Annotated in this window: 20 protein-coding genes and 1 tRNA gene; 15 read left to right on the top strand and 6 right to left on the bottom strand. The window is 70.1% G+C overall.

The features are described from left to right. Window positions 1–35 precede the first annotated feature (35 nt). Together AB4070_RS05680 and AB4070_RS05675 are read right to left on the bottom strand one after the other, a co-directional pair. Window positions 36–1,064, bottom strand: a complete 1,029-nt coding sequence (locus AB4070_RS05680) for an alpha/beta hydrolase (protein WP_441979258.1) — start codon at window positions 1,062–1,064, stop codon at window positions 36–38. Next, complete coding sequence (locus AB4070_RS05675) at window positions 1,061–2,071, bottom strand: alpha/beta hydrolase (RefSeq protein WP_441979257.1); 1,011 nt, start codon at window positions 2,069–2,071, stop codon at window positions 1,061–1,063. The genes AB4070_RS05680 and AB4070_RS05675 overlap by 4 nt, the downstream gene beginning before the upstream one ends. A gap of 104 nt (window positions 2,072–2,175) precedes the next feature. Here AB4070_RS05675 and AB4070_RS05670 point away from each other — a divergent pair, with 104 nt between their 5' ends. Further along, the gene (locus AB4070_RS05670; RefSeq protein ID WP_441979256.1) at window positions 2,176–3,180 is read left to right on the top strand and encodes a LacI family DNA-binding transcriptional regulator; all 1,005 of its coding nucleotides are present in this window, start codon (window positions 2,176–2,178) and stop codon (window positions 3,178–3,180) included. Here the strand turns inward: AB4070_RS05670 and AB4070_RS05665 are convergent. After that, window positions 3,161–3,631, bottom strand: coding sequence for a PaaI family thioesterase (locus AB4070_RS05665; protein ID WP_046749849.1), 471 nt, complete (start codon window positions 3,629–3,631; stop codon window positions 3,161–3,163). The genes AB4070_RS05670 and AB4070_RS05665 overlap by 20 nt on opposite strands. Before the next feature lie 108 nt (window positions 3,632–3,739). Here AB4070_RS05665 and AB4070_RS05660 point away from each other — a divergent pair, with 108 nt between their 5' ends. The 11 genes from AB4070_RS05660 to AB4070_RS05610 all read left to right on the top strand — a co-directional run bounded on the left by AB4070_RS05660 (window position 3,740) and on the right by AB4070_RS05610 (window position 14,125). Beyond that, a complete protein-coding gene (locus AB4070_RS05660) occupies window positions 3,740–4,138 on the top strand; it encodes a GntR family transcriptional regulator (protein ID WP_441979255.1) in 399 nt (132 codons plus the stop codon). Then, on the top strand, window positions 4,135–5,205 hold the full coding sequence (locus AB4070_RS05655) for a DUF1648 domain-containing protein (RefSeq protein WP_441979254.1): 1,071 nt from the start codon (window positions 4,135–4,137) through the stop codon (window positions 5,203–5,205). Before AB4070_RS05660 ends, AB4070_RS05655 begins: the two co-directional genes overlap by 4 nt. Continuing rightward, window positions 5,202–6,152, top strand: coding sequence for a CPBP family intramembrane glutamic endopeptidase (locus AB4070_RS05650; protein WP_441979253.1), 951 nt, complete (start codon window positions 5,202–5,204; stop codon window positions 6,150–6,152). Before AB4070_RS05655 ends, AB4070_RS05650 begins: the two co-directional genes overlap by 4 nt. 31 nt (window positions 6,153–6,183) lie before the next feature. Next, entirely contained in the window at window positions 6,184–6,843 is a 660-nt protein-coding gene (locus AB4070_RS05645) for an O-methyltransferase (RefSeq protein WP_046749640.1), read from the top strand. 97 nt (window positions 6,844–6,940) lie between these two features. Next, window positions 6,941–8,221 carry a phosphopyruvate hydratase gene (gene eno / locus AB4070_RS05640; RefSeq protein WP_046749639.1) on the top strand — a complete coding sequence of 427 codons (1,281 nt, stop codon included), beginning with the start codon at window positions 6,941–6,943 and terminating at the stop codon, window positions 8,219–8,221. 71 nt (window positions 8,222–8,292) lie between these two features. Beyond that, the gene (locus AB4070_RS05635) at window positions 8,293–8,898 is read left to right on the top strand and encodes an FtsB family cell division protein (RefSeq protein WP_441979252.1); all 606 of its coding nucleotides are present in this window, start codon (window positions 8,293–8,295) and stop codon (window positions 8,896–8,898) included. Window positions 8,899–8,945: 47 nt separating this feature from the next. Then, the gene (locus tag AB4070_RS05630) at window positions 8,946–9,488 is read left to right on the top strand and encodes a DUF501 domain-containing protein (protein ID WP_441979251.1); all 543 of its coding nucleotides are present in this window, start codon (window positions 8,946–8,948) and stop codon (window positions 9,486–9,488) included. Further along, complete coding sequence (locus AB4070_RS05625) at window positions 9,485–10,792, top strand: S8 family serine peptidase (RefSeq protein WP_441979250.1); 1,308 nt, start codon at window positions 9,485–9,487, stop codon at window positions 10,790–10,792. The genes AB4070_RS05630 and AB4070_RS05625 overlap by 4 nt, the downstream gene beginning before the upstream one ends. A gap of 25 nt (window positions 10,793–10,817) precedes the next feature. Further along, window positions 10,818–12,308, top strand: a complete 1,491-nt coding sequence (locus tag AB4070_RS05620; protein ID WP_441980548.1) for an NAD(P)/FAD-dependent oxidoreductase — start codon at window positions 10,818–10,820, stop codon at window positions 12,306–12,308. A gap of 291 nt (window positions 12,309–12,599) precedes the next feature. Beyond that, window positions 12,600–13,454: a cation-transporting ATPase gene (locus AB4070_RS05615; protein WP_441979249.1), complete on the top strand. Its 855-nt coding sequence runs from the start codon at window positions 12,600–12,602 to the stop codon at window positions 13,452–13,454. A gap of 5 nt (window positions 13,455–13,459) precedes the next feature. Beyond that, window positions 13,460–14,125 carry a DedA family protein gene (locus AB4070_RS05610; protein ID WP_441979248.1) on the top strand — a complete coding sequence of 222 codons (666 nt, stop codon included), beginning with the start codon at window positions 13,460–13,462 and terminating at the stop codon, window positions 14,123–14,125. 10 nt (window positions 14,126–14,135) lie between these two features. Here the strand turns inward: AB4070_RS05610 and AB4070_RS05605 are convergent. Then, window positions 14,136–14,208 (bottom strand) — tRNA-Leu (locus AB4070_RS05605). Between the two features lie 85 nt (window positions 14,209–14,293). On the opposite strand from AB4070_RS05605, the gene AB4070_RS05600 reads away from it, so the two are divergent. The 3 genes from AB4070_RS05600 to AB4070_RS05590 all read left to right on the top strand — a co-directional run bounded on the left by AB4070_RS05600 (window position 14,294) and on the right by AB4070_RS05590 (window position 17,506). Further along, a complete protein-coding gene (locus tag AB4070_RS05600) occupies window positions 14,294–15,541 on the top strand; it encodes an amino acid deaminase/aldolase (protein ID WP_441979247.1) in 1,248 nt (415 codons plus the stop codon). Further along, window positions 15,538–16,851 carry a D-arabinono-1,4-lactone oxidase gene (locus AB4070_RS05595; protein WP_441979246.1) on the top strand — a complete coding sequence of 438 codons (1,314 nt, stop codon included), beginning with the start codon at window positions 15,538–15,540 and terminating at the stop codon, window positions 16,849–16,851. The genes AB4070_RS05600 and AB4070_RS05595 overlap by 4 nt, the downstream gene beginning before the upstream one ends. An 88-nt stretch (window positions 16,852–16,939) precedes the next feature. Continuing rightward, window positions 16,940–17,506, top strand: a complete 567-nt coding sequence (locus tag AB4070_RS05590) for a LemA family protein (protein ID WP_046749632.1) — start codon at window positions 16,940–16,942, stop codon at window positions 17,504–17,506. A 19-nt stretch (window positions 17,507–17,525) separates the two neighbouring features. Here the strand turns inward: AB4070_RS05590 and AB4070_RS05585 are convergent, their stop codons facing one another. Continuing rightward, a complete protein-coding gene (locus AB4070_RS05585; RefSeq protein ID WP_441979245.1) occupies window positions 17,526–18,437 on the bottom strand; it encodes a hypothetical protein in 912 nt (303 codons plus the stop codon). Further along, window positions 18,434–19,699 carry a winged helix-turn-helix domain-containing protein gene (locus tag AB4070_RS05580; protein WP_441979244.1) on the bottom strand — a complete coding sequence of 422 codons (1,266 nt, stop codon included), beginning with the start codon at window positions 19,697–19,699 and terminating at the stop codon, window positions 18,434–18,436. Before AB4070_RS05580 ends, AB4070_RS05585 begins: the two co-directional genes overlap by 4 nt. Between the last annotated feature and the right edge of the window lie 52 nt (window positions 19,700–19,751).

The following is a 19,751-nucleotide window of genomic DNA, read 5'->3' as shown; positions in this document are numbered from 1 at the left end:
CTTCGTCTCCTGGTCTCGGTCGGGGTGGGAACTGCTCATGGCCGGGTGCCGGTGGTGGTCACGGCTCCATGCGGCGGTCGGGGCATCGGGTGGGATCCGGCGCGGTAGGCATCGGCGAGCTCTTCGACGAAGGCATCGCGCCATTCGCGGGCGCCCTCCCAGCGGCCGGTGAGCCCGGGCGACGCATGGTCGTGCCCGAGTCCGACGTGCAGCACGACGGGGACACCGGCTTCGCGCAGGCAGTCGGCGTACGCGAGGGCACCGTCGCGGAGCGGGTCGTACTCGGCGGCGAGGATGAGTGCGGGCGCGAGCCCGCGGTGATCCGGCGCATCCAGTGGTGAGGCCTCGGCGAGTGGTGCTCCCGCGCGATAGAGCCCGGCGAGATGCTCGATGCCCGCGCGCTCGGCGGGCCGAAGGCGGCGGTGCATCGAGTCGCCGAACAGCCGCAGTGCCGCGGGCAGCACTTCGAGTGCCTGGTGATGCAGCGGCTCTCCGGCGTCGCGCAGGCGCAGAGCGGTGGTCGCCGCGATCGTCGCCCCCGCGGAGTTGCCTCCGACCCCGAGTCGGTCGGCATCGACGTCGAGTTCGGCGGCGCGCTCGCGGAGGTCGGCGAGAGCGGCGACGGCGTCGTCGACGGGGGCGGGGAACGGATGCTCGGGCGCCAGACGGTACTCGAGCGCGACGATCTGCACTCCCGACCGCAGCGCACGATCCGCGCACAGGCGGTCGTTGAGGAGCTCGTCGATCGTGCCGCCGGTCCACCCGCCGCCGTGCAGCCACAGCATCGTCGGCATCGCCCCGATCTCCGACGCCGGGCGGAAACGCCGCGCGCGCAGCGGTCCCGCTCCGCCCGAGAGCACGAGATCGTCGATCTCCACCCCGGAGGGAACGGGGGCTGTGAACTCGACGGCGAGGCGGTCGCTCAGTTCACGCTGCGCCCGGCGACGTACCCCCGTCTCGGACGACTCGAGGTCGGGGAGCGTCGTGGAGAGGTCGCGGATGCGCTGTATCCATTCGCGGACCTCCGGGCCCAACGGCGGTTCGCGGTACTCGGGAGTGCTCATGCGGTCGCTCCTCGGTGGAGCGTGCGCAGCTCGGAGACGACGAGGCGGTGTGCGACATCGGCGGAGGGCACGAATCCGGTCGAGCCCAGCGAGCCGTGGGTCTGGCCGATGAAGCGCATCGCCGTCACCGGCACGCCGGCCGCGGAGAGTGCGCGCGCATAGGCCTCCCCGTCACCGCGCAGAGGGTCGAGCTCCGAGGTGAGGATCAGCGCCGGCGGCAGGCCCTCGTGAGAGGCGGCCCGCAGCGGGGACGCGTACGGTCGACGTGCCGCTGCGGCGTCGTCGCCGATGTACTGGCGCACGAGCGTGCGACCGACCGCGCGCACGATGACGCCAGGCATGCGCGCATCGATGCCGCTCATGTCGGCATGTCCCATCGTCAGGTCGAGGGCGGGATTCTCCAGCAGCTGCAGAGCGATCGGATGCGCGGAGCGATCGCGGTTCATGAGCGTCACGGCCGCGGCGAGGTCACCTCCCGATGATGCGCCGCCCACGGCGATGCGCTCCGAAGAGACGCCCAGCTCCTGCGCGTGCGCGTGGGTCCATTCGAACGCCGACCAGCACTGCTCCGGCTGCGTGGGGAAGCGCTCCTCCGGCGCATGGGCGTAGTCGGCGGCGACGATCACGATGCCGGCGTCCCGTGCTCTGACCCGGAAGCGTGCATCCCAGGAGACCCAGTCGATGCCCGCGATGGTGAACCCGCCGCCGTAGAAGTACACGAGCGCGGGGAGCCCCGATCCGGGCGGTGTGCGCTCCTCGCCGGGCCAGTAGACGCGCACGCGCACGTCGGGGTGCCCGTCGACCGGGACGATGTGATCCTCGGTGGCGGTCGGCAGCGGGGTGATCCCCAGCGCGGCGCTCACGGCCTCGTCGTTCTGAGCCGCGGCCCGGCGGCGGCCGGCGGGGTCTGCGGGCTCCGGGGCGAGCAGCGGCGCGACGCGTTCCTCCCACGCCGCCACCGCGCTGTCGAGCGCGGGGCGTCGGAATCGGGACCGTGCTGTCGGCATCGGGCATCTCCTTCGATGGGTTCGCGTCTCGGCGGGTTCCCGCGCGACGAGTTCCGACCTAGTCTGGGCAATCGAAGAACTTCGATGAAGAGAGAAGTCGAGCGATGCGCGCACGACCGGGCAGGGTCACCATCTACGACGTCGCGGAGCGCGCCGGGGTGAGCATCTCCACCGTCTCGCTGGCGGTGAGCGCACCGCACCGGGTGCGACCGGAGACCCGTGAGCGCATCGTCGCGGCGGCCACTGCGCTCGGTTATCGGATGACGCAGGGCCGCCGTGTCGGGGCTGCCCGCATCGCGGTGGCCGCACCGTTCACGACCTACCCGTCGTACTTGCGGCGGCTGTCGGGGATGCTCCGGCGGGCCAGGGACGCGGCGGTGGACATCATCCCCTATGACCTCGATTCCGCCGCGGCCGCGGATGAGCCGCTGCTCGACGTCTTGCCCACGCGCACGGACGCCACCGGTCTCGTGGTGATGGGGGTTCCGCTCGGGGGAGCAGCGCGGCGGGCGAGCAAGGCGGCACGCATCCCTGTCGTCTATGTCGACGTGGTGCCGACGCGGTCCGACGTGGGCGGGCCGGTCGTCCTCGTCGACGACCGCGACGGCGGTGCGCAGATCGGCCGCCACCTCGCCGGGCTCGGGCATCGCCGTGTGCTCTTCGTGCACGAACCGCAGCGCTCGCCGGCGTACGTGTCGGCCGGGATGCTCCGCATCGAGGGGCTGACGCAGCACCTGGGGGTGGCGGACCTGGCCGTGGCGGATCCGTCCTCGGTCGACAATCGCGTGATCGCCGCAGCCCGAGCCGCAGGAGCGACGGCGATCGTCGCGAATCACGACCAGTTCGCCGCCGGCGTGCTGTCCGCCCTGCGCTCCGACGTCGACACCCCGCCGCTCGCGGTCGTCGGCTATGACGACGGCGAGGTCGCCGATGCGCTCGACCTCACGACCGTCCGCCAGCCGTTCGAGGAGAGCGGACGCACGGCCCTCGAACTCGTCCTCGGTCTGGTGTCGGGGGCGTCGACCGCGCACGACACCGTGCGACTCGCCCCCACCCTGATCGCGAGGTCGTCGACGCTCGGCCCCGGGTTCAACCCCGCGAGGCGGTGACCCGCTTCTTCTCCCGGATGTACACCTCGCGGCGCACCTTCGCCACGACGTCGCCCTCCCGGTCGGTGATGACCGTCTCGAACCACTCGAGCACCTTGGCGCCCCCGTGCGCGCGCTCGCGGATCTCCGCGGCCTTCTCCTTCGACACCTCGAACTCGGCCGTCAGCACCCCGCGTCCCGGCTTGAGGAACTCGATCTCGCCTCGGGTGTCCCATACGACGTAGTCACGTCCGAGCTGATGCATGACCAGCATGAAGAAGTAGGGGTCGGTCATCGCCGACATGGAACCGCCGAACGCGGTCTTGACGTAGTTGCGGGTGAAGACGTTGACGTGGAGCTCGACGGTCGCGTGCGTCCAGTCCTCGCGGAAACGACGGACGCGGATCCCGCTGAAGAGGTTGGGGATCCACAGGCTCATGCCGATCGCGAGACGGCGGGGAGTGATGCGCATGAGGTCAGTGTGGAGCACCCGACCGAGTCCGACAAAGACCTCTGGAGGGTTGTCACAGTTGTTATAGTTCGCATAGAATAAGTAGAGATTCCACGAGAGGAGGGCCGGATGCTGATCCGCGTCGATCCCGACAGTCCTCGCGCACTGTATGACCAGGTGGCGGCTTCCGTCCGCTCCGACATCCTCGCCGGCGTGCTGGCGCCCGGCGATCGCCTTCCTGCGGCGCGCGACGTCGCCGAAGCGTTGGACATCAACCAGCACACCGTGCTGCACGCCTACCAGCAGCTGCGTGACGAGGGATTGGTGGACCTCCGCCGCGGCAGGGGAGCGGTCATCGCGGCCTCGGCCGCGCCCCTGGCCGACCTGGCGCACGACATCGACGACCTGGTGCGTCGCGCCGCAGCGCTCGGCGTCTCCGCCGACACGCTCGCCGGCATCGTCCGCGCCCACCGCGACGCCGGCACCGGTATGCACCCGATCGATAACCCCGAGGAGGATTCGCCATGACCGATCACGAAACCACCCACGACCTCACGCGCACACCGCCTCCGCTGCTGCGACGCGCCCGGCTGACCTTCTTCCTCGTCGCGGTGGTCCTGCCGGTCGTCATCACGGCGATCGCCGTCGTCGTCCTGCTGACGTGGTTGCCCACGCTGCCGCCGGAGGTCGCGACGCACTGGGGCCTGAACGGTGCCGACGGCTTCGGAGCTCCGGCCACGTACCTCTGGATCCTCATCGGTGTCGGCCTCGGGCTGCCCGTGCTGATGGCCATCGTGACGCTCGCCGCGGTCGGCGCGCACTGGGGTGGTGCTGCACGGCTGATGGGTGCGCTCGCCGCCGGCATGTCGGCCCTCGCCGCCGTCACGAGTCTCGGTTCGCTCGCGATCCAGCGCGACCTGGCCGACCCGGCTGACGCGCCGGGAGTCGGCGGCGTCGTGGCCGTGGCCTTCGGTGCACTCGCGGTGGTCGGTGCCATCGCGTGGGCCGTGCAGCCTCGAGTGCGAGCGGAGCAGGGGCGCACGCTCGAGCCCCGGTACGCGGTCCACATCGCGAAGGGGGAGCGCGTCGTGTGGGTCGCCACGGTCACGATGCCGCGCGGGGCTCTCTTCTCCCTGCTCGCCGTGCTCTTCGGTCTCGTCGTGCTCGCGGCGTTCATGCTCGGCACCGGCGTCGAGGGCGGCTGGGTCGTCGCGGTGGTCGCGCTCGTCGTGGGATTCGCGCTGGCGGCGACCACGTCCTTCCGCATCAAGGTCACGCCCGAAGGCTTCTCCGCCCGCTCCCTGCTGGGGTGGCCACGCGTTCGCATCCCTCTCGATGAGGTCGAGTCCGCCCGCGCCGTGGACATCTCCCCGTTCGGAGAGTTCGGCGGATGGGGCTGGCGTATCGCCGTCGACGGCCGCACGGGAATCGTCATGCGTCGTGGCGCGGCGATCGAGGTGTCCCGCCGCGGTCGACGGCCCTTCATCGCGACGATCGACGGTGCGGAAGAGGCTGCCGCACTGCTGCAGTCCTATGTCGACCGCTCGCGAACACCGGGCACCCCCACGACCGACGACGGAAAGGCGACCTCATGAACGACCGGATCCTGCACGCGCGCCGTGTGCCCTGGGCCGCGGTGATCGTCTTCGTGGCGGTGTCGTTCGCCCTCGCCTGGCTCGTGGCCCTGCCGCTGTGGCTGGGCGACGGTCTCGCCGAGCCGATGTCGGTCTTCCTGCTGCCGATCATCATGTTCACCCCCGCGATCGCCGCGCTCGTGGTGACGTTCCTGATGCGCGTGCCCGCACCAGGACAGCGCGCCCGCTTCCTCGGACTGTGGCCACTGCGCCCCGCGAAACGCGTGATCTGGCTCATGGTCGCCGGCTGGCTCGTGCCGCCCCTTCTGGTGGCACTGGGCATCCTGCTGTCCGCAGCCCTCGGCTTCGTGCAGCTCGACCTGACCTTCGCCGCCTTCGCGGCCGAGCTCGAGAAGGCCGTCCCCGCCGGTGCACCCCTGCCGCCCGTCCAGGTCATCGTGTTCGCGCAGCTGGCGATGATCCCCGTCGGCGGATTGTTCAACAGTCTCTTCGCGTTCGGAGAGGAGCTCGGCTGGCGGGGCTGGCTGCTGCCGGCATTGCGCCCACTCGGAACCTGGCCCGCGCTGATCCTCAGCGGCGCGATCTGGGGCCTCTGGCACAGCCCGATCATCCTGCTCGGCTACAACTTCGGGCGCACCGACATCACCGGGGTGCTGTTCATGGTCGGCGGCTGCGTGGCCTGGGGCATCCTGCTCGGCTGGCTGCGTCTGCGGTCGGCCTCCGTGTGGCCGGCCGTGATCGCACACGGTTCGTTGAACGCGGCTGCGGGGATGATCCTGATCTTCGCCGCTGCGCAGCCGGACCTCGCTCTTGCAGGTCCCCTGGGGGTCGCCGCATGGATCGTGATCGCCGTGGTCGTGGTCGTGCTGGTGTCGACCGGACAGTTCCTACGGCAGCCCGAGCTCGCTGACGCACCCGGTCGTCTGCTCTCCGCGCCGCGCCCTTGACGGAGGGCAGCGGCGGGGGTTGGCTGAGGCCATGGAATCCACCCCCGCCGCCTGGTCCGATGCCGACTCCTACCTCGCCGACCTGCTCGTCGGTCCTGACCCCGACCTGGAGTCGGCGCTCGCCGCCCAGCGTGACGCGGGCATGCCCGAGATCGAGGTCGCTCCGGTGGCAGGCAAGCTCCTGCATCTGCTGGCCCGGATCAGTGGCGCGCGCAGGGTGCTCGAGATCGGCACCCTCGGCGGGTACTCCACGATCTGGCTCGCCCGCGCCGTCGGCTCCGAGGGTCGCGTCGTGACGGTCGAGGCGGAGGCGGACAACGCGGCGGTCGCACGCGCCAGCATCGACGCCGCGGGCGTCGGAGACCGCGTTGACATCCGGGTGGGCAGGGGAGCGGACGTGCTTCCGACCCTGGTCGGCGGATTCGACCTGGTGTTCATCGACGCCGACAAGGAGTCCAACACGATCTACCTCGACTGGGCGGCGAAGCTCGGTCATCCCGGCACCGTGATCGTTCTCGACAACATCGGGCGCGAGGGCGAGATCGTCCGTGACGACTCCGACGACCCCAAGGTCGTCGGCACACGCGAAGGTCTGCGCATGCTGGGGGAGGACCCGCGGTTCGATGCCACCGCGCTGCAGACCGTGGGGGCGAAGGGCTGGGACGGCTTCGCGATCGCGGTCGTCGTCTGACGGGCGCGTCCCTGATCGTGTCGGACGGCCGGGCTAGACTGGGCGCGGATCGACGACGCTCCACACAACGTTTTCCCCCTGAGCAAGGAGCACATCAGTGGCACTGATCGAGGCTGTAGGCGCACGCGAGATTCTCGACTCGCGCGGAAACCCGACCGTCGAGGTGGAGGTCCTCCTCGACGACGGCATCGTGCAGCGGGCGGCCGTGCCGTCCGGTGCATCCACCGGCGCGTTCGAGGCGTACGAGCTCCGCGACGGCGACAAGAGCCGCTACGGCGGCAAGGGCGTGCTCAAGGCCGTCGAGGCCATCATCGACGAGCTCGGACCGGCGATCGAAGGCGTCGAGGCCAGCGAGCAGCGCATCGTCGACGAGATCCTGATCGAGGTCGACGGCACCGAGAACAAGAAGCGCGTCGGCGCCAACGCCATCCTCGGCGTGAGCCTCGCGGTCGCGAAGGCAGCGGCCGACTCGGCCGACCTTCCGCTGTTCCGCTACCTGGGCGGTCCGAACGCCCACGTGCTCCCCGTTCCGCTGTTCAACGTCATCAACGGTGGCGAGCACGCCGACAACGGCATCGACATGCAGGAGTTCTTCCTCGCCCCGATCGGCGCGGAGACCTACTCCGAGGCACTGCGCTGGGGCGTGGAGACCTACCACGTGCTGCGCGCCGAGCTGAAGGCCGCCGGCTACGCGACCGGCCTCGGCGACGAGGGCGGCTTCGCCCCCGACCTGCCCAGCAACCGCGAGGGGCTCGACTTCCTCGTGAAGGCGATCGAGAAGGCCGGCTTCACGCCGGGCACCGACATCGCGCTCGGCCTCGACGTCGCAGCGACCGAGTTCTTCAAGGACGGCGTCTACCGCCTCGACAACAAGGACTGGGACGCCGCCGCTCTCACCGAGTACTACGTCGGACTCGTCAACGACTTCCCGATCGTCACGATCGAGGATGCTCTGGCAGAGGACGACTGGGACAACTGGAAGCACCTGACCGAGGCGCTCGGCTCGAAGGTGCAGCTGGTCGGCGACGACCTGTTCGTCACCAACCCGCAGCGTCTCGCCGACGGCATCAAGCGCGGTGTCGCCAACTCGCTGCTCGTGAAGGTCAACCAGATCGGCACGCTCACCGAGACGTTCGACGCGGTCAGCCTCGCGCAGCGCTCGGGCTACACGGCGATGCTCTCGCACCGTTCGGGTGAGACCGAGGACACCACGATCGCCGACCTGGTCGTCGCGACCAACGCCGGTCAGATCAAGGCCGGTGCGCCCGCTCGCAGCGAGCGCGTCGCGAAGTACAACCAGCTGCTGCGCATCGAGGAGGAGCTGGGCGACGCCGCGGTCTTCGCCGGCCGTTCCGCGTTCCCGCGCTACCAGGCCTGAGCGCACACGCACGCAGAGCCGCCCGCGGGCGGTGAACACCGCCGCTGATGCGGCACGACGAAGGAGGAGCCGTGGCACGACGACCGGCTCCTCCTTCGCCGTCTCCGGGAGCACACGGGCCGAAACCCGCGGCGAAAGGCAAGGGCAGGGCGACGCCGAAGGCCCGCGCGACCTCGCCGTCGACCGCCCGCGCAGCTGCGCCTTCCACCGCGCGCGCGGCGGCGGGGAGCCGAGGCGGAGCCCCCCGCGTCGATGTGCGCGAATGGGCTTCCGGCATCCGCCTCTCCGCCTTCTCCGTCATCATGCTCTCGCTGGTGGTGCTCGGTGCGTGGGTGCTGGTGCCGACGCTCGGGACCTTCATCGACCAGCGCCAGAAGATCGCAGCCCTCGAGGCCTCCGTGCAGGTGAGCGAAGACCAGATCGCGGCGCTCGAAGCCGAGCGCGAGCGCTGGAACGACCCCGCGTACATCACGACGCAGGCCCGCGAGCGTCTCTACTACGTGAAACCCGGCGAGGTCGTCTACCTGATCGACAACGACCTCGATCCTGCTGCTCTCCCGCGGGAGCAGGAGCCGGTGAGCGACACGCTCGTCGAGAAGCCGACGGACTGGATGCCGCAGCTGCTGCGCACCGTCGTCTCGGCCGGGCTCAGCGACACCGCCGCCGTCACTCGCTGAGCATCCGCTCCGAGCATCTTCCCTGCCGCCTCCCCTACGCTGGTGGGGTGAGCACGCCGCCCTTCCCCGCCCCCACTCCCGCCGAACTCGCCGTCGTATCGGCTCAGCTCGGCCGTTCCGCCCGGGGCGTGGTGGGTATCGCGGCCCGTTGCGTCTGCGGCAATCCGACGGTGGTCGCCACGACGCCGCGCCTGCCCGACGGCACGCCGTTCCCGACGTTCTATTACCTCACGCACCCCGCGGCCACGGCGGCGATGTCGACGCTGGAAGCCACCCAGGTGATGCCCGAGCTCGCCGCACTGATCGCCGAGGACGAGGGCGTGGCTGCGGCCTATCTCGCAGCCCACGAGGCCTACCTGGCGGATCGTGCCGAGTTCGGCGAGGTCCCGGAGATCGACGGCATCTCCGCAGGTGGCATGCCCACGCGTGTCAAGTGCCTGCATGCTCTGGCCGGGCATGCCCTGGCCGCCGGTCCTGGAGTGAACCCGATCGGCGACGCGGCGCTCGCGCGTTCCTCCTGGACGCCCGCCGTCTGCCGCTGCGAAGACCCCGGCGCTGCCACCCGCGACGCGGCGGCCTCCACGGCATGACCGTGCGTCGGACGCTGCGCAGCGCTGCCGCCATCGTGGTGGTCGCAGCGTCCGTGCTGCTCATCGGGGCCACGGCCACCCCGCCACCGGTCCCGGACGACCCGGCCGACCCGGTGCGGGCCTCGGAGTACTGGCTCGACGGCGCGCGTATCCGCGAAGCCTGGCAGACCACACGTGGCGAGGGCGTGACGATCGCCGTGATCGACACGGGTATCGCCAAGGTGCCCTCCGTCTTCGGCGACGCCGTGGTCGGCGGAACCGACGTATCGGGAACCGGCACGCCGGATGGTCGCACCCCTCTGGGGGCCGTCGACGGCAATCACGGATCCTGGGTGGCGTCGCTCGCGGCCGGACGAGGCGCTCCCGACGGCACCGGGATGATCGGCGTCGCTCCGGAGGCGAACCTGCTCTCGATCTCCGTCGGATTCGGCGCCGCCGCGGCCGTGCCGTTCACGGAGCAGGTCGCGAAGGGGATGAAGTGGGCCGTCGACAACGGTGCCGACATCATCAACCTCTCCTTCACCACGAACACGCTCGATTGGGACGAGAGCTGGGATGAGGCGTTCCTCTACGCGTTCCAGCACGACGTCGTGGTGGTCGTCGCGGCGGGGAACAGAGGGAGCGGCACGAACATCATCGGTGCTCCCGCGACCATTCCCGGGGTGCTGACGGTCGGCGGCGTCGACCAGACCGGCACGGCCAGCATCGAGGCCTCGACGCAGGGCATCACGATCGGCATCTCCGCGCCCAGCGAAGGCCTCATCGGCGTCTCGGCCGACGGAACCGTCACGCCGTGGCGTGGCACGAGCGGCGCAGCCCCGATCGTCGCAGGGGTCGCTGCCCTGATCCGCTCGGCGCACCCCGAGATCAAGGCGATCGACGTGATCAACCGCATCATCAAGACCGCCATCCCCGTCCCCGATGCGGTCAAGCCGCAGGATCCGCTGTACGGATACGGGCTGGTCGACGCCGCTGCGGCGATCTCCGCGAACCTTCCGGCGGTGAGCGAGAACCCGATGGGGGACCTCGCCGAGTGGATCCGCGTCTTCCGCCGCGCGCAGACGGCGCCGGAGACGGCCGCGCCCGTCACACCGGTCGATGTCCCGCCTCTGCCGGCAGCTGACGCACCCACCGAACCCGGTTCACCGCTGCTTCCCAGCGCGGATTCACTGCGCTACGGTACCCTGCCGCTCATTGCGCTCACAGTCCCTGGTATCCTGATAGCGCTTGGCGTCACCGCTGCTGCCCGGCGCATCCGATCGGCGCGCATTTCCGTACGCCACACCCCCGACTCCGAGGAGTAGTTCTTCTGTGCCTCAGAACAGCACTGTGCCCAAGATCCTGATCGTCGGCGGAGGGTACGCGGGTTTCTACACCGCGTGGAAGCTCGAGAAGCACCTGCGCAAGGGCGAAGCCGACGTGACCATGGTCGACCCGCTGCCGTACATGACGTACCAGCCGTTCCTCCCCGAGGTCGCCGCGGGCTCCATCGAGGCCCGCCACTCGGTGGTCGCGCACCGTCGTCACCTCAAGCGCACCAACGTGCTCACCGCCAAGGTGACCAACATCAACCACGCCCAGAAGGTCGCGACCATCACGCCGCCGCTGGGAGAGCCGTACGAGTTCGCGTACGACCAGATCGTCGTCACCGCCGGCGCGGTGTCGCGTACCTTCCCGATCCCCGGCATCGCCGACAACGCGATCGGTCTGAAGACGATCGAAGAGGCCGTCGCCATCCGCGACAAGGTCATGTCGAACTTCGACAAGGCCGCATCCCTTCCCGCCGGTCCCGAGCGCGACCGTCTGCTGACCGTCGTCGTCGTCGGTGGTGGCTTCGCCGGCATCGAGGTGTTCGCCGAACTGCGTTCGCTGGCGTCTGCGCTCGTCGGCAAGTACCCGCAGATCAGCTTCGAGGACACGCACTTCCACCTCATCGAGGCGATGGGCCGCATCATGCCCGAGGTCTCGCTGCAGACCAGCGAGTGGGTGCTCAAGGATCTCGCCAAGCGCGGCGCGAACGTGCACCTCGACACGCAGCTCACCAGCGCGGTCGACGGCAACGTCGAGCTCTCCACCGGTGAGGTCATCCCGACCGACGTCATCGTGTGGACCGCCGGCGTCATGGCCAACCCGACCGTCGTGCGCGGCGGAGATCTGCCGGTCGAGGAGCGCGGTCGCATCCAGACCCGCGCCGACCTGCGCGTCGGCACACCCGAGGCCTTCGTCGAGGGTGCATGGGCGGCCGGAGATGTCTCCGCTGTCCCCGACCTCTCGGGGGGTGGCGTCGGTGGCTTCTGCGTGCCGAACGCCCAGCACGCGGTCCGCCAGGCGAAGCTCCTCGCGAAGAACCTCGTGGCCGTGCTCCGGGGCGAGAAGCCCAAGGACTACTTCCACAAGAACCTCGGCGCTGTCGCAGGTCTCGGCCTGTACAACGGCGTCTTCCAGTCCGGCAAGATCGCCCTCAAGGGCTTCATCGCCTGGCTCGCACACCGCGGTTACCACGGTCTCGCGATGCCGACGTGGGAGCGCAAGTGGCGCGTGCTGTGGGGTTGGTGGAACAACCTGTGGCTCGGCCGCGATCTCGTGAACCTCGAGACGGTGCAGAACCCGCGCTACGTCTTCGAGGAGTTCGCCGCCCGTCCGCGCCCGGCCGCTCCCGCTGCGCCCGTGGCTGATGCTCCGGCGAAGGCCGCCCCGGCGGCGAAGGCCGCTCCGGCGGAGAAGAAGCCGGCCGCGAAGAAGCCTGCCGCCAAGAAGCCGGCTGCGAAGAAGCCCGTCGCGGAGAAGACTCCCGAGACGGCGGAAGCAGCGGCGAAGTAGTACTTTCCGCACGACGACGATCGGCCCCGAGCGCACTGCGCCGGGGCCGATCGTCGTCGTGGCGGGTCGTTCCGAGGCGACGCATAGGTGCGGTCGGTATCGTCTCGCGGGCAAGGGGAGTACTCCCGAATGCGGCGACGTCGTCATTACGAGCTCGAGATCGTGCTCCGGCCCGCCGGCCCGTGAGGGTGGAGGAGACCTTGGCGCCCGCATCGCGGGCTGCTGAGTGAACCCTGCCGTCGTCCCGACGTCGTGGATCCCGGGTGGCCCGCACCACGAAAGGGACCACTCATGGGAAAGCTCTCCCGATTGATCGGAATGGCCTCCGAAGCACTGGAGAAGAATGCCTCCTCAGGGCGCAACGGTCACTCGGCCGGCGGATCGCGCTCCCACGACGATTCCCGGTCGACGGATTGGAGCGGGATGCTCCGCGGCGCCGTCGACGCCGTGCGCGGGCAGGGGGATGCCGGGCGGACTTCGCGGCCTGGTCCCGCAGCCGGTGACCCGTACACTCCGCCCGCAGCCGGGGACCCGTACACGCCGCCCGCGGCTGGTGGCTCGCGCGCGTCGCAGTCCGTGACCGATGCTGATCGGGCGGCCATCGCCCGGTACGACTACCTTCTGCAGACGGCCGATCCGCAGCGTGTCGAGCAGATCCACCGTGAGGCGTTCGCGCGACTTTCGCCCGAGCAGCGTGCCCTCGTCGAGGCTCGAATGCGGCAGGAGCTCGCACCGGAGGAGCGTCCGCGCTCCTCGTCAGCCGACGACCTCGCCAGGGCGGCGGGCCGCACAGAGGCCATGAACCCGGGAAGGATGCGCGGACTGCTCTCGCGCGTGCGGGGCGCAGGCGTCGGCGGCGCTGCCGTCGCCGCAGGGGGCGCGGCGGTCGGGCTTCTCGGTGTCGTGGCCGGTGGCGCGGTGGTCAGCACCGTGGCCGGGCCTCTCCTGGAGCAGGCGGCGAACATGGGCGTCGACTTCGGCGCACTCGCAGAGGGCGTCGACATCGAGTCGCTCGCCGGCGGCGCGGGCGACCTGATGGGAGCCGCCGGCGAGACGGTGTCCGGGATCGGAGACGCGGCGAGCGGGTGGGGCGAACAGCTCGGCGACCTCGGCATCCCCGGCATCGGCGACATCTTCGGGCGCTGACCCGCATGATCCGCACCGCTGCCGCCGAACACGGTTTCACCGGCCTCACCGGATTCGCCGCCGACGTCCTCACAGCCCTCGGAGATGTCGGCGTCGGCGTGCTCGTCTTCCTCGAGGTGCTCGTGCCTCCGATCCCGAGCGAGGTCATCCTGCCCTTCGCGGGGTACCTGAGCCAGAGCGGCTCCCTGAATCTCGGGTGGCTGATCTTCTGGAGCACCGCGGCGTCATGGCTGGGGGCGCTGCTGCTGTACTGGCTCGGTGCGGCGATCGGCATGGACCGGGCGGTGCGGATGCTCGCTGCCACGAAGCTCGTGAGTCGCTCGGACCTCGAACGCGGGTCCGAGTGGTTCGTGCGCAGCGGTGGCTGGACCGTCCTGGTCGGACGCATGGTTCCCGGTGTCCGCAGTCTCATCTCGATTCCCGCAGGCGCGTCGCGGATGAACCTCGTGACCTTCAGCGTCTACACGATCATCGGGAGCGGGCTGTGGAACGCACTTCTACTCGGAGTCGGAGCGGCCTTGGGCACCCAGCACGAACAGCTGGAGCAGTACCTCGGCTATCTCGACTACGCCGTCTATTCCGCCATCGCGATAGCTCTCGTCGTCCTGATCGTGCGCCGGATCCGGGAGGCTGCGGGTGAGCGGAAAGCGGTCGCGCAGGGGGAGGACTGAGCATCGGCGGTGCCCCCGCTGGGACTCGAACCCAGACTGAAGCGATTTTAAGTCGCCTGCCTCTGCCATTGGGCTACGGGGGCCTCCGGGTCAGCCTATCGTCGCGCTCGACTGCGACGCCGTGCCGTCAGGGGTGAACCGGAGTCCGAGAGGCCTTAGGGTGGGGGAGTGCTCGACCTCATCGATGAACTGAGCCCCGTCCACGGTGCCCCCGCGGTCGCCCCCGAGTGGGAGGACCCGGCCCGTTACTGGCCGCGCCTGTCCGCGGCGACAGGACACCTCCCGGCCCCGGTGGCGGTGATCGACCGCGAGGCACTCCGCTACAACGCGATGGATCTTCTGGTGCGCGCCGGTGGACTGCCGATCCGCGTCGCCTCGAAGTCCGTCCGGGTGCGTTCCGTGCTCGACGCCGTGCTGAAGCTGCCGGGGTTCCGCGGCATCCTCGCCTTCACCCTCGAAGAGGCGCTCTGGCTCGCCGAGACGCACGACGACATCATGCTGGGCTACCCGACCGTGGACCGTGCGGGACTGGCGCGGCTCTTCGCCGACGAGCAGGCCGCGCGGCGCATCACGCTGATGGTCGACGACCTCGTGCACCTCGATCTGATCGACAGCGTCGCGGGCCCCCGGTCGCGCCCCGAGCTCCGGGTCGCCATCGATGTCGATGCCTCCTGGCGGTCCTCGATCCTCGGCCACATCGGAGTGCGCCGCTCCGCTCTGTTCAGCGCGGGCGAGGTCGCCGCTTTCGCCCGAAAGGTGGTCGCGCGCCCAGGGTTCCGCCTCGTCGGACTGCAGATGTACGACGCGCAGATCGCCGGTCAGGGCGATGACGCCGGTCCCGATGCGCCGCTCATCCGCATGGTGCAGGCGCGCTCGCGCAGCGAGCTGCGTGAGCGTCGAGCCGAGATCGTCGCCGCAGTCGGGTCCGTGGCACCCTTGGAGATCCTCAACGGCGGGGGGACGGGCTCGCTCGAATTCACGGGAAGCGACGAATCCCTCACCGAGGCGAGCGCAGGCAGCGGGCTCCTCGGCGGGCACCTCTTCGACGGCTACCGGTCGTTCCGGCCCGCACCCGCCTCCGCGTTCGCGTTCGATGTGGTGCGCCGCCCTGCCGCCGACATCGCCACGGTGCTCGGAGGCGGATGGATCGCCTCCGGCCCCGCGGTGGCTTCCCGGCAGCCGCGAGCCGTGTGGCCCCAGGGCCTCCGCACCCTCTCCCGCGAAGCCGCGGGCGAGGTGCAGACGCCGTTGCAGGGACCGGCGGCCGCGTCGCTCGGCGTGGGAGACCGTGTCTGGTTCCGTCACGCCAAGAGCGGTGAGCCGGCAGAGCGCATCGAGAGCTACCACCTGATCTCCGGGGACGAGGTCATCGACGAGCTGCCGACGTACCGCGGCGAGGGAAAGGCCTTCCTGTGACGAGAATCGGCGGCACCTGGCAGAACTGGGGTCGCTCGGCGTCCGTGCGTCCCGTGCGCGTGGAGCGGCCGCGCAGCCCGGAGGGCGTGCAGCGCGCGGTCATCGCCGCGGTCAAGCACGGACTGCCCGTGAAGGCGGTGGGGGCCGGTCACAGCTTCACCGGCATCGCCATCGCTCCTGGTGTGCTTCTCGAACTCGACGACCTGCAGGGCCTCGTCTCCGCCGATGCCGACACGGGCAGGGTGACCTTGCTCGCCGGAACGCGCCTGCACCGGATCCCCGGGCTCCTGGCGCCGTACGGACTCGCGATGGAGAACCTGGGGGACATCGATCGCCAGTCCATCGCCGGAGCGATCTCCACAGGCACCCACGGCACGGGAGCCGGATACGGCGGCCTCGCCACCCAGGTCGTCGGCGTCACGATGGTCACGGCCGCGGGCGAGTTCCTCCGGATCGACGAGGAGCACGAGAGTGAGCTCCTGCCCGCGGTGGCACTGGGACTCGGCGCCCTCGGCATCATCGTCGAGGTGACGCTGCAGTGCGTGCCCGCGTTCGTGATGCACGCCATCGACGAGCCGGTCCCTCTGGACGAGGTGCTCGCCACCCTCGACGAGCGCGTCGCCGCATCCGACCACTTCGAGTTCTACTGGTTCCCGCACACCGACGTCGCCCTGACGAAGCGCCAGACGCGTCTTCCGGAAGCGACGGTCCGCAAGCCGCTCCCTGTGGTCGGGCGATGGATCGACGAGACGCTGCTCTCGAACGGCGTCTACCGCGTCGTGTGCGCAGCCGGTCAGGTCGTCCCGGCGATCACGCCGTCGTTCAGTCGGCTCGCGGTCAAGCTCACCGGCGATCGCGAGTACACCGAGCTGTCGCATCGCGTGCTCATCCAGAGCCGGACCGTGCGCTTCCGGGAGATGGAGTACGCGATCCCGGCCGAGAACGTCGTGGCGGCGTTCCAGGCGGTCAGGGCGCTCATCGCCCGGCGCGGCTGGCGGATCGAGTTCCCGATCGAAGTGCGTTTCGCCGCAGCTGACGATCGCTGGCTCTCCACGGCTCACGGGCGCGACAGTGCGTACGTCGCCGTGCATCGGTACTGGCGAGCCGACCCCACGGAGTACTTCGGAGCGGTGGAGGAGATCATGCACGAGTTCGGCGGACGTCCGCACTGGGGCAAGCTGCACACGCTGACCGCGGAGACACTCCGGGAGCGGTATCCACGCTTCGACGATTTCCTCGGATTGCGCGATCGGCTCGACCCGGAACGTCGGTTCGGGAACCGCTATCTCGAACGGGTGCTCGGCAGCTGAACCGACTGCGGCGGGTGCCGCGCATGCCCAGTCCACGTGCAGGCTGCGCGTCTAGGATGAGAGAAACACGAGGAAGGGTGGGCCTCTGATGGAATGGCTCGTGCCGGTACTGATCGTTGTCGGAGTGATCCTGCTCGTCGGCATCTATCTGTGGGCCACGTACAACTCGCTGGTGCAGCTGAATGTGCGCGTAGACGAGGCGTGGAGCGGCATCACCGTGCAGCTCAAGCGACGAGCCGACCTCATCCCCAACCTCATCGAGACGGTGAAGGGCTACGCCTCCCACGAGAAGGCGGTCTTCGAGAACGTCACCCGTGCGCGTGCCGAGACGCTGTCGGCGGGAGGGCCCGGTGAAGCCGGTATCGCAGAGGGCCACCTGCAGCAGGCTCTGCGCAGCCTGTTCGCGGTCGCTGAGGCGTATCCGCAGCTGCAGGCGAGCACCAACTTCCTCCAGGTGCAGCAGGCTCTGGTCGACACCGAGGACAAGATCCAGGCGGCGCGCCGGTTCTACAACGGCGGCGTGCGCGAGCTCAACACCAAGATCAAGGTCTTCCCCAACAACCTGTTCGCCAAGGGGCTGGGATTCACCGAGCGAGAGTTCTTCGAGGTCGCCGACAGCAGCGCCATCTCGGAGCCCCCGCGCGTGCAGTTCTGACGAACGGTTCTGCGACGGCTCACCACGGCGAGAGCACGAGGTCGTCGGCGGTGAAGGACACGTCGCCGCGAAGCGTCCAGGAGTCCGTGCGGTACGTCGTCGTCCGCTCGGCGCCGTCTGCGCCCGTCCCCGTCACGGTGACCACCAGCACCCCGCCGTCCGCCGTGAAGCCTGTCGGGGTGAGAGTGACGGCGGGAGTCTCCTCGACCCGGTAGCGGAACTCCTCGACGTCACGGAACTCCGTCCCCCACGGGATGCGCAGTCCGCACCCCTCCGGCACCTCGGTCCCGGGAACGGTGCAGGCTTCGACGATGTCGTCCACGTCGTCTTGAGCGACCGCCGTCGCCTCCGGGCGCAGCGTGGCATCGACCACGGTCGTGACCTCGGCGGCGGGCATGACCGTCACCGCGCTCTCGCCTTCGAGCAGCGTCGACGGCGCCGCAGAGACCGGGTACATCGCGGGGAGGAGAGCAACCTCTTGCCCTGTGGGGAGAGCGGCGGTGCCGATCGCGACGGAAGCACCGACGGTCGAGTCGACGGTCACGCTGCCGAGTCCCGAGGAGTCGACACGCCACCGGCCGTCGACCATGTCGAGCGCGAGCACGGCGTCGTGGAGGTCTCCATCGAGCTCGAACGAGACCTCCGCCGCCGCCGCCGTGCTGCCGCTGCCGTGTCGCACACGCGTGACCTCAGGGTCTCGGACCAGCGCGCTCGCGGCGTCGAAGGCGTCGAGTGCGGCCTCCGTGACGACGATCCCGGTGGCCTGCACGGCATCGGCATCGCCGGACTCCAGGGCCCGGAGGTATTCGAGCGCTGCTTCCTCCGGTGTGGTCGACCGCGCGGAGGATTGCCAGAGCCACACCCCTGCGGCGAGGAGGACGACGACGACCGCGGCGCCGCCGATCACCCAGCGCCGCCGGGCCCTGCTCATGCGGGACTCTCTCGGGGATGCAGGTGGCGGCGCACGGCCGGACCTGTTTCCGTGCCCGAGGCCAAGGCCGCGTGAAGCGCCGCGGTGGCGTCACCCCAACCGGACACCGAGATGTGCTCCAGACCCTGCCAGGCGGCGGCGAGTGCGAGTTCACGGGCGATCGGCTCCGCGTCGCCGGGATGGGCCTGCGGCTCCCACCAGGCAGATTGCACCTGCAGCGTCGATGTGGTCCGATCGGCCTTGAGGTCCACCCGCGCGACGATGCGGTCGCCGACGAGTACCGGCAGGGAGTAGTAGCCGAATCGGCGCTTCTCGGCCGGCACGTAGATCTCGATGCGATAGTCGAGGTCGAACGCACGGAGCGCCCTGTCGCGGAACCACACCACCGGGTCGAACGGCGTCAGGATCGCCGCCGTATCGACCCTGCGGGGCAGCACAGCATCCTGATGTCGCCAGGCGGGGAGAGGGCGCCCGCCGCGTTCCCAACCCCGCACCTTCACCGGGATCAGCTCACCCGAATCCACGAGCTCGGCGATCGAGCGGGCGACTGCGGCGCGGTCGCGAATGCGGTAGTAGTCGGCGAGATCCGACTGCGTGGCGACGCCGCTCGACCGCGCCGCGCGCCGGGTCAGCTCGAGGATGGCCTCGGCCCGGGACACCTCTCGTGAGCGGATGGCGTCGGGGATGACATGCTCCGCCAGCGCGTACGTGCGCTCGAATCCGCGCCGCCCGCTGATCGCCACATCGCCGGTGCGCCACAGGTGCTCGAGCGCGAGCTTCACATCGTCCCAGTCCCACCAGGTGCCGCGCTCCCGCGGTGCGTCTTCGCGGAGGTCGGCCGGTCGCAACGGGCCGCGCGCACGCAGTTCGTCCGTCACCCACCGCACGGTGCGGGCGTTGCTGCTCATCCAGGAGTCCTCGCCCGCCCAGCGCCGGCGGAAGTCGTCCATGCGGAAGCGCCACAGCGGCCAGTCCTCGAGCGGGATGAAGGTGGCTTCGTGGGCGAGGTACTCGACGTAGTGCGTCGTGCGGGAGAGGAAGATGCGGTCGAGCAGCGCAGGGTCGTACGCGCCGAGCCGCGAGAACAGCGGGAGGTAGTGCGATCGCGCGAACACGTTCACGGAGTCGATCTGCAGGACTCCAAGCCGGTCCATGACCCGGTGCACATGCCGCCCCGCGACCGTCGACGGTCGTGCGCGGGTGAACCCCTGAGCGGCCAGCGCGATGCGACGTGCCTGGGTCGAGCTGAGGGAGTCTGTCACCTCGCCAGGGTAGCGCCGGGCGCCGACATCGCTCCGCGCGCGGAAAGATGCG

Origin of the sequence: Microbacterium sp. 2RAF4 (assembly GCF_052115285.1) — a bacterium.
Taxonomy (GTDB): Bacteria; Actinomycetota; Actinomycetes; order Actinomycetales; family Microbacteriaceae; genus Microbacterium; species Microbacterium oxydans.
The sequence above is the reverse complement of the archived record's forward strand: the minus strand, read 5'-3'. Positions and strand labels throughout refer to the sequence as shown.

Bases quoted from the DNA above. Each gene is read 5' to 3' on its own strand.
- AB4070_RS05680 (WP_441979258.1), bottom strand. From the start codon at position 1,064: ATGAGCACTCCCGAGTACCGCGAACCGCCGTTGGGCCCGGAGGTCCGC.
- AB4070_RS05675 (WP_441979257.1), bottom strand. From the start codon at position 2,071: ATGCCGACAGCACGGTCCCGATTCCGACGCCCCGCGCTCGACAGCGCG.
- AB4070_RS05670 (WP_441979256.1), top strand. From the start codon at position 2,176: ATGCGCGCACGACCGGGCAGGGTCACCATCTACGACGTCGCGGAGCGC.
- AB4070_RS05665 (WP_046749849.1), bottom strand. From the start codon at position 3,631: ATGCGCATCACTCCCCGCCGTCTCGCGATCGGCATGAGCCTGTGGATC.
- AB4070_RS05660 (WP_441979255.1), top strand. From the start codon at position 3,740: ATGCTGATCCGCGTCGATCCCGACAGTCCTCGCGCACTGTATGACCAG.
- AB4070_RS05655 (WP_441979254.1), top strand. From the start codon at position 4,135: ATGACCGATCACGAAACCACCCACGACCTCACGCGCACACCGCCTCCG.
- AB4070_RS05650 (WP_441979253.1), top strand. From the start codon at position 5,202: ATGAACGACCGGATCCTGCACGCGCGCCGTGTGCCCTGGGCCGCGGTG.
- AB4070_RS05645 (WP_046749640.1), top strand. From the start codon at position 6,184: ATGGAATCCACCCCCGCCGCCTGGTCCGATGCCGACTCCTACCTCGCC.
- AB4070_RS05625 (WP_441979250.1), top strand. From the start codon at position 9,485: ATGACCGTGCGTCGGACGCTGCGCAGCGCTGCCGCCATCGTGGTGGTC.
- AB4070_RS05615 (WP_441979249.1), top strand. From the start codon at position 12,600: ATGGGAAAGCTCTCCCGATTGATCGGAATGGCCTCCGAAGCACTGGAG.
- AB4070_RS05610 (WP_441979248.1), top strand. From the start codon at position 13,460: ATGATCCGCACCGCTGCCGCCGAACACGGTTTCACCGGCCTCACCGGA.
- AB4070_RS05590 (WP_046749632.1), top strand. From the start codon at position 16,940: ATGGAATGGCTCGTGCCGGTACTGATCGTTGTCGGAGTGATCCTGCTC.
- AB4070_RS05585 (WP_441979245.1), bottom strand. From the start codon at position 18,437: ATGAGCAGGGCCCGGCGGCGCTGGGTGATCGGCGGCGCCGCGGTCGTC.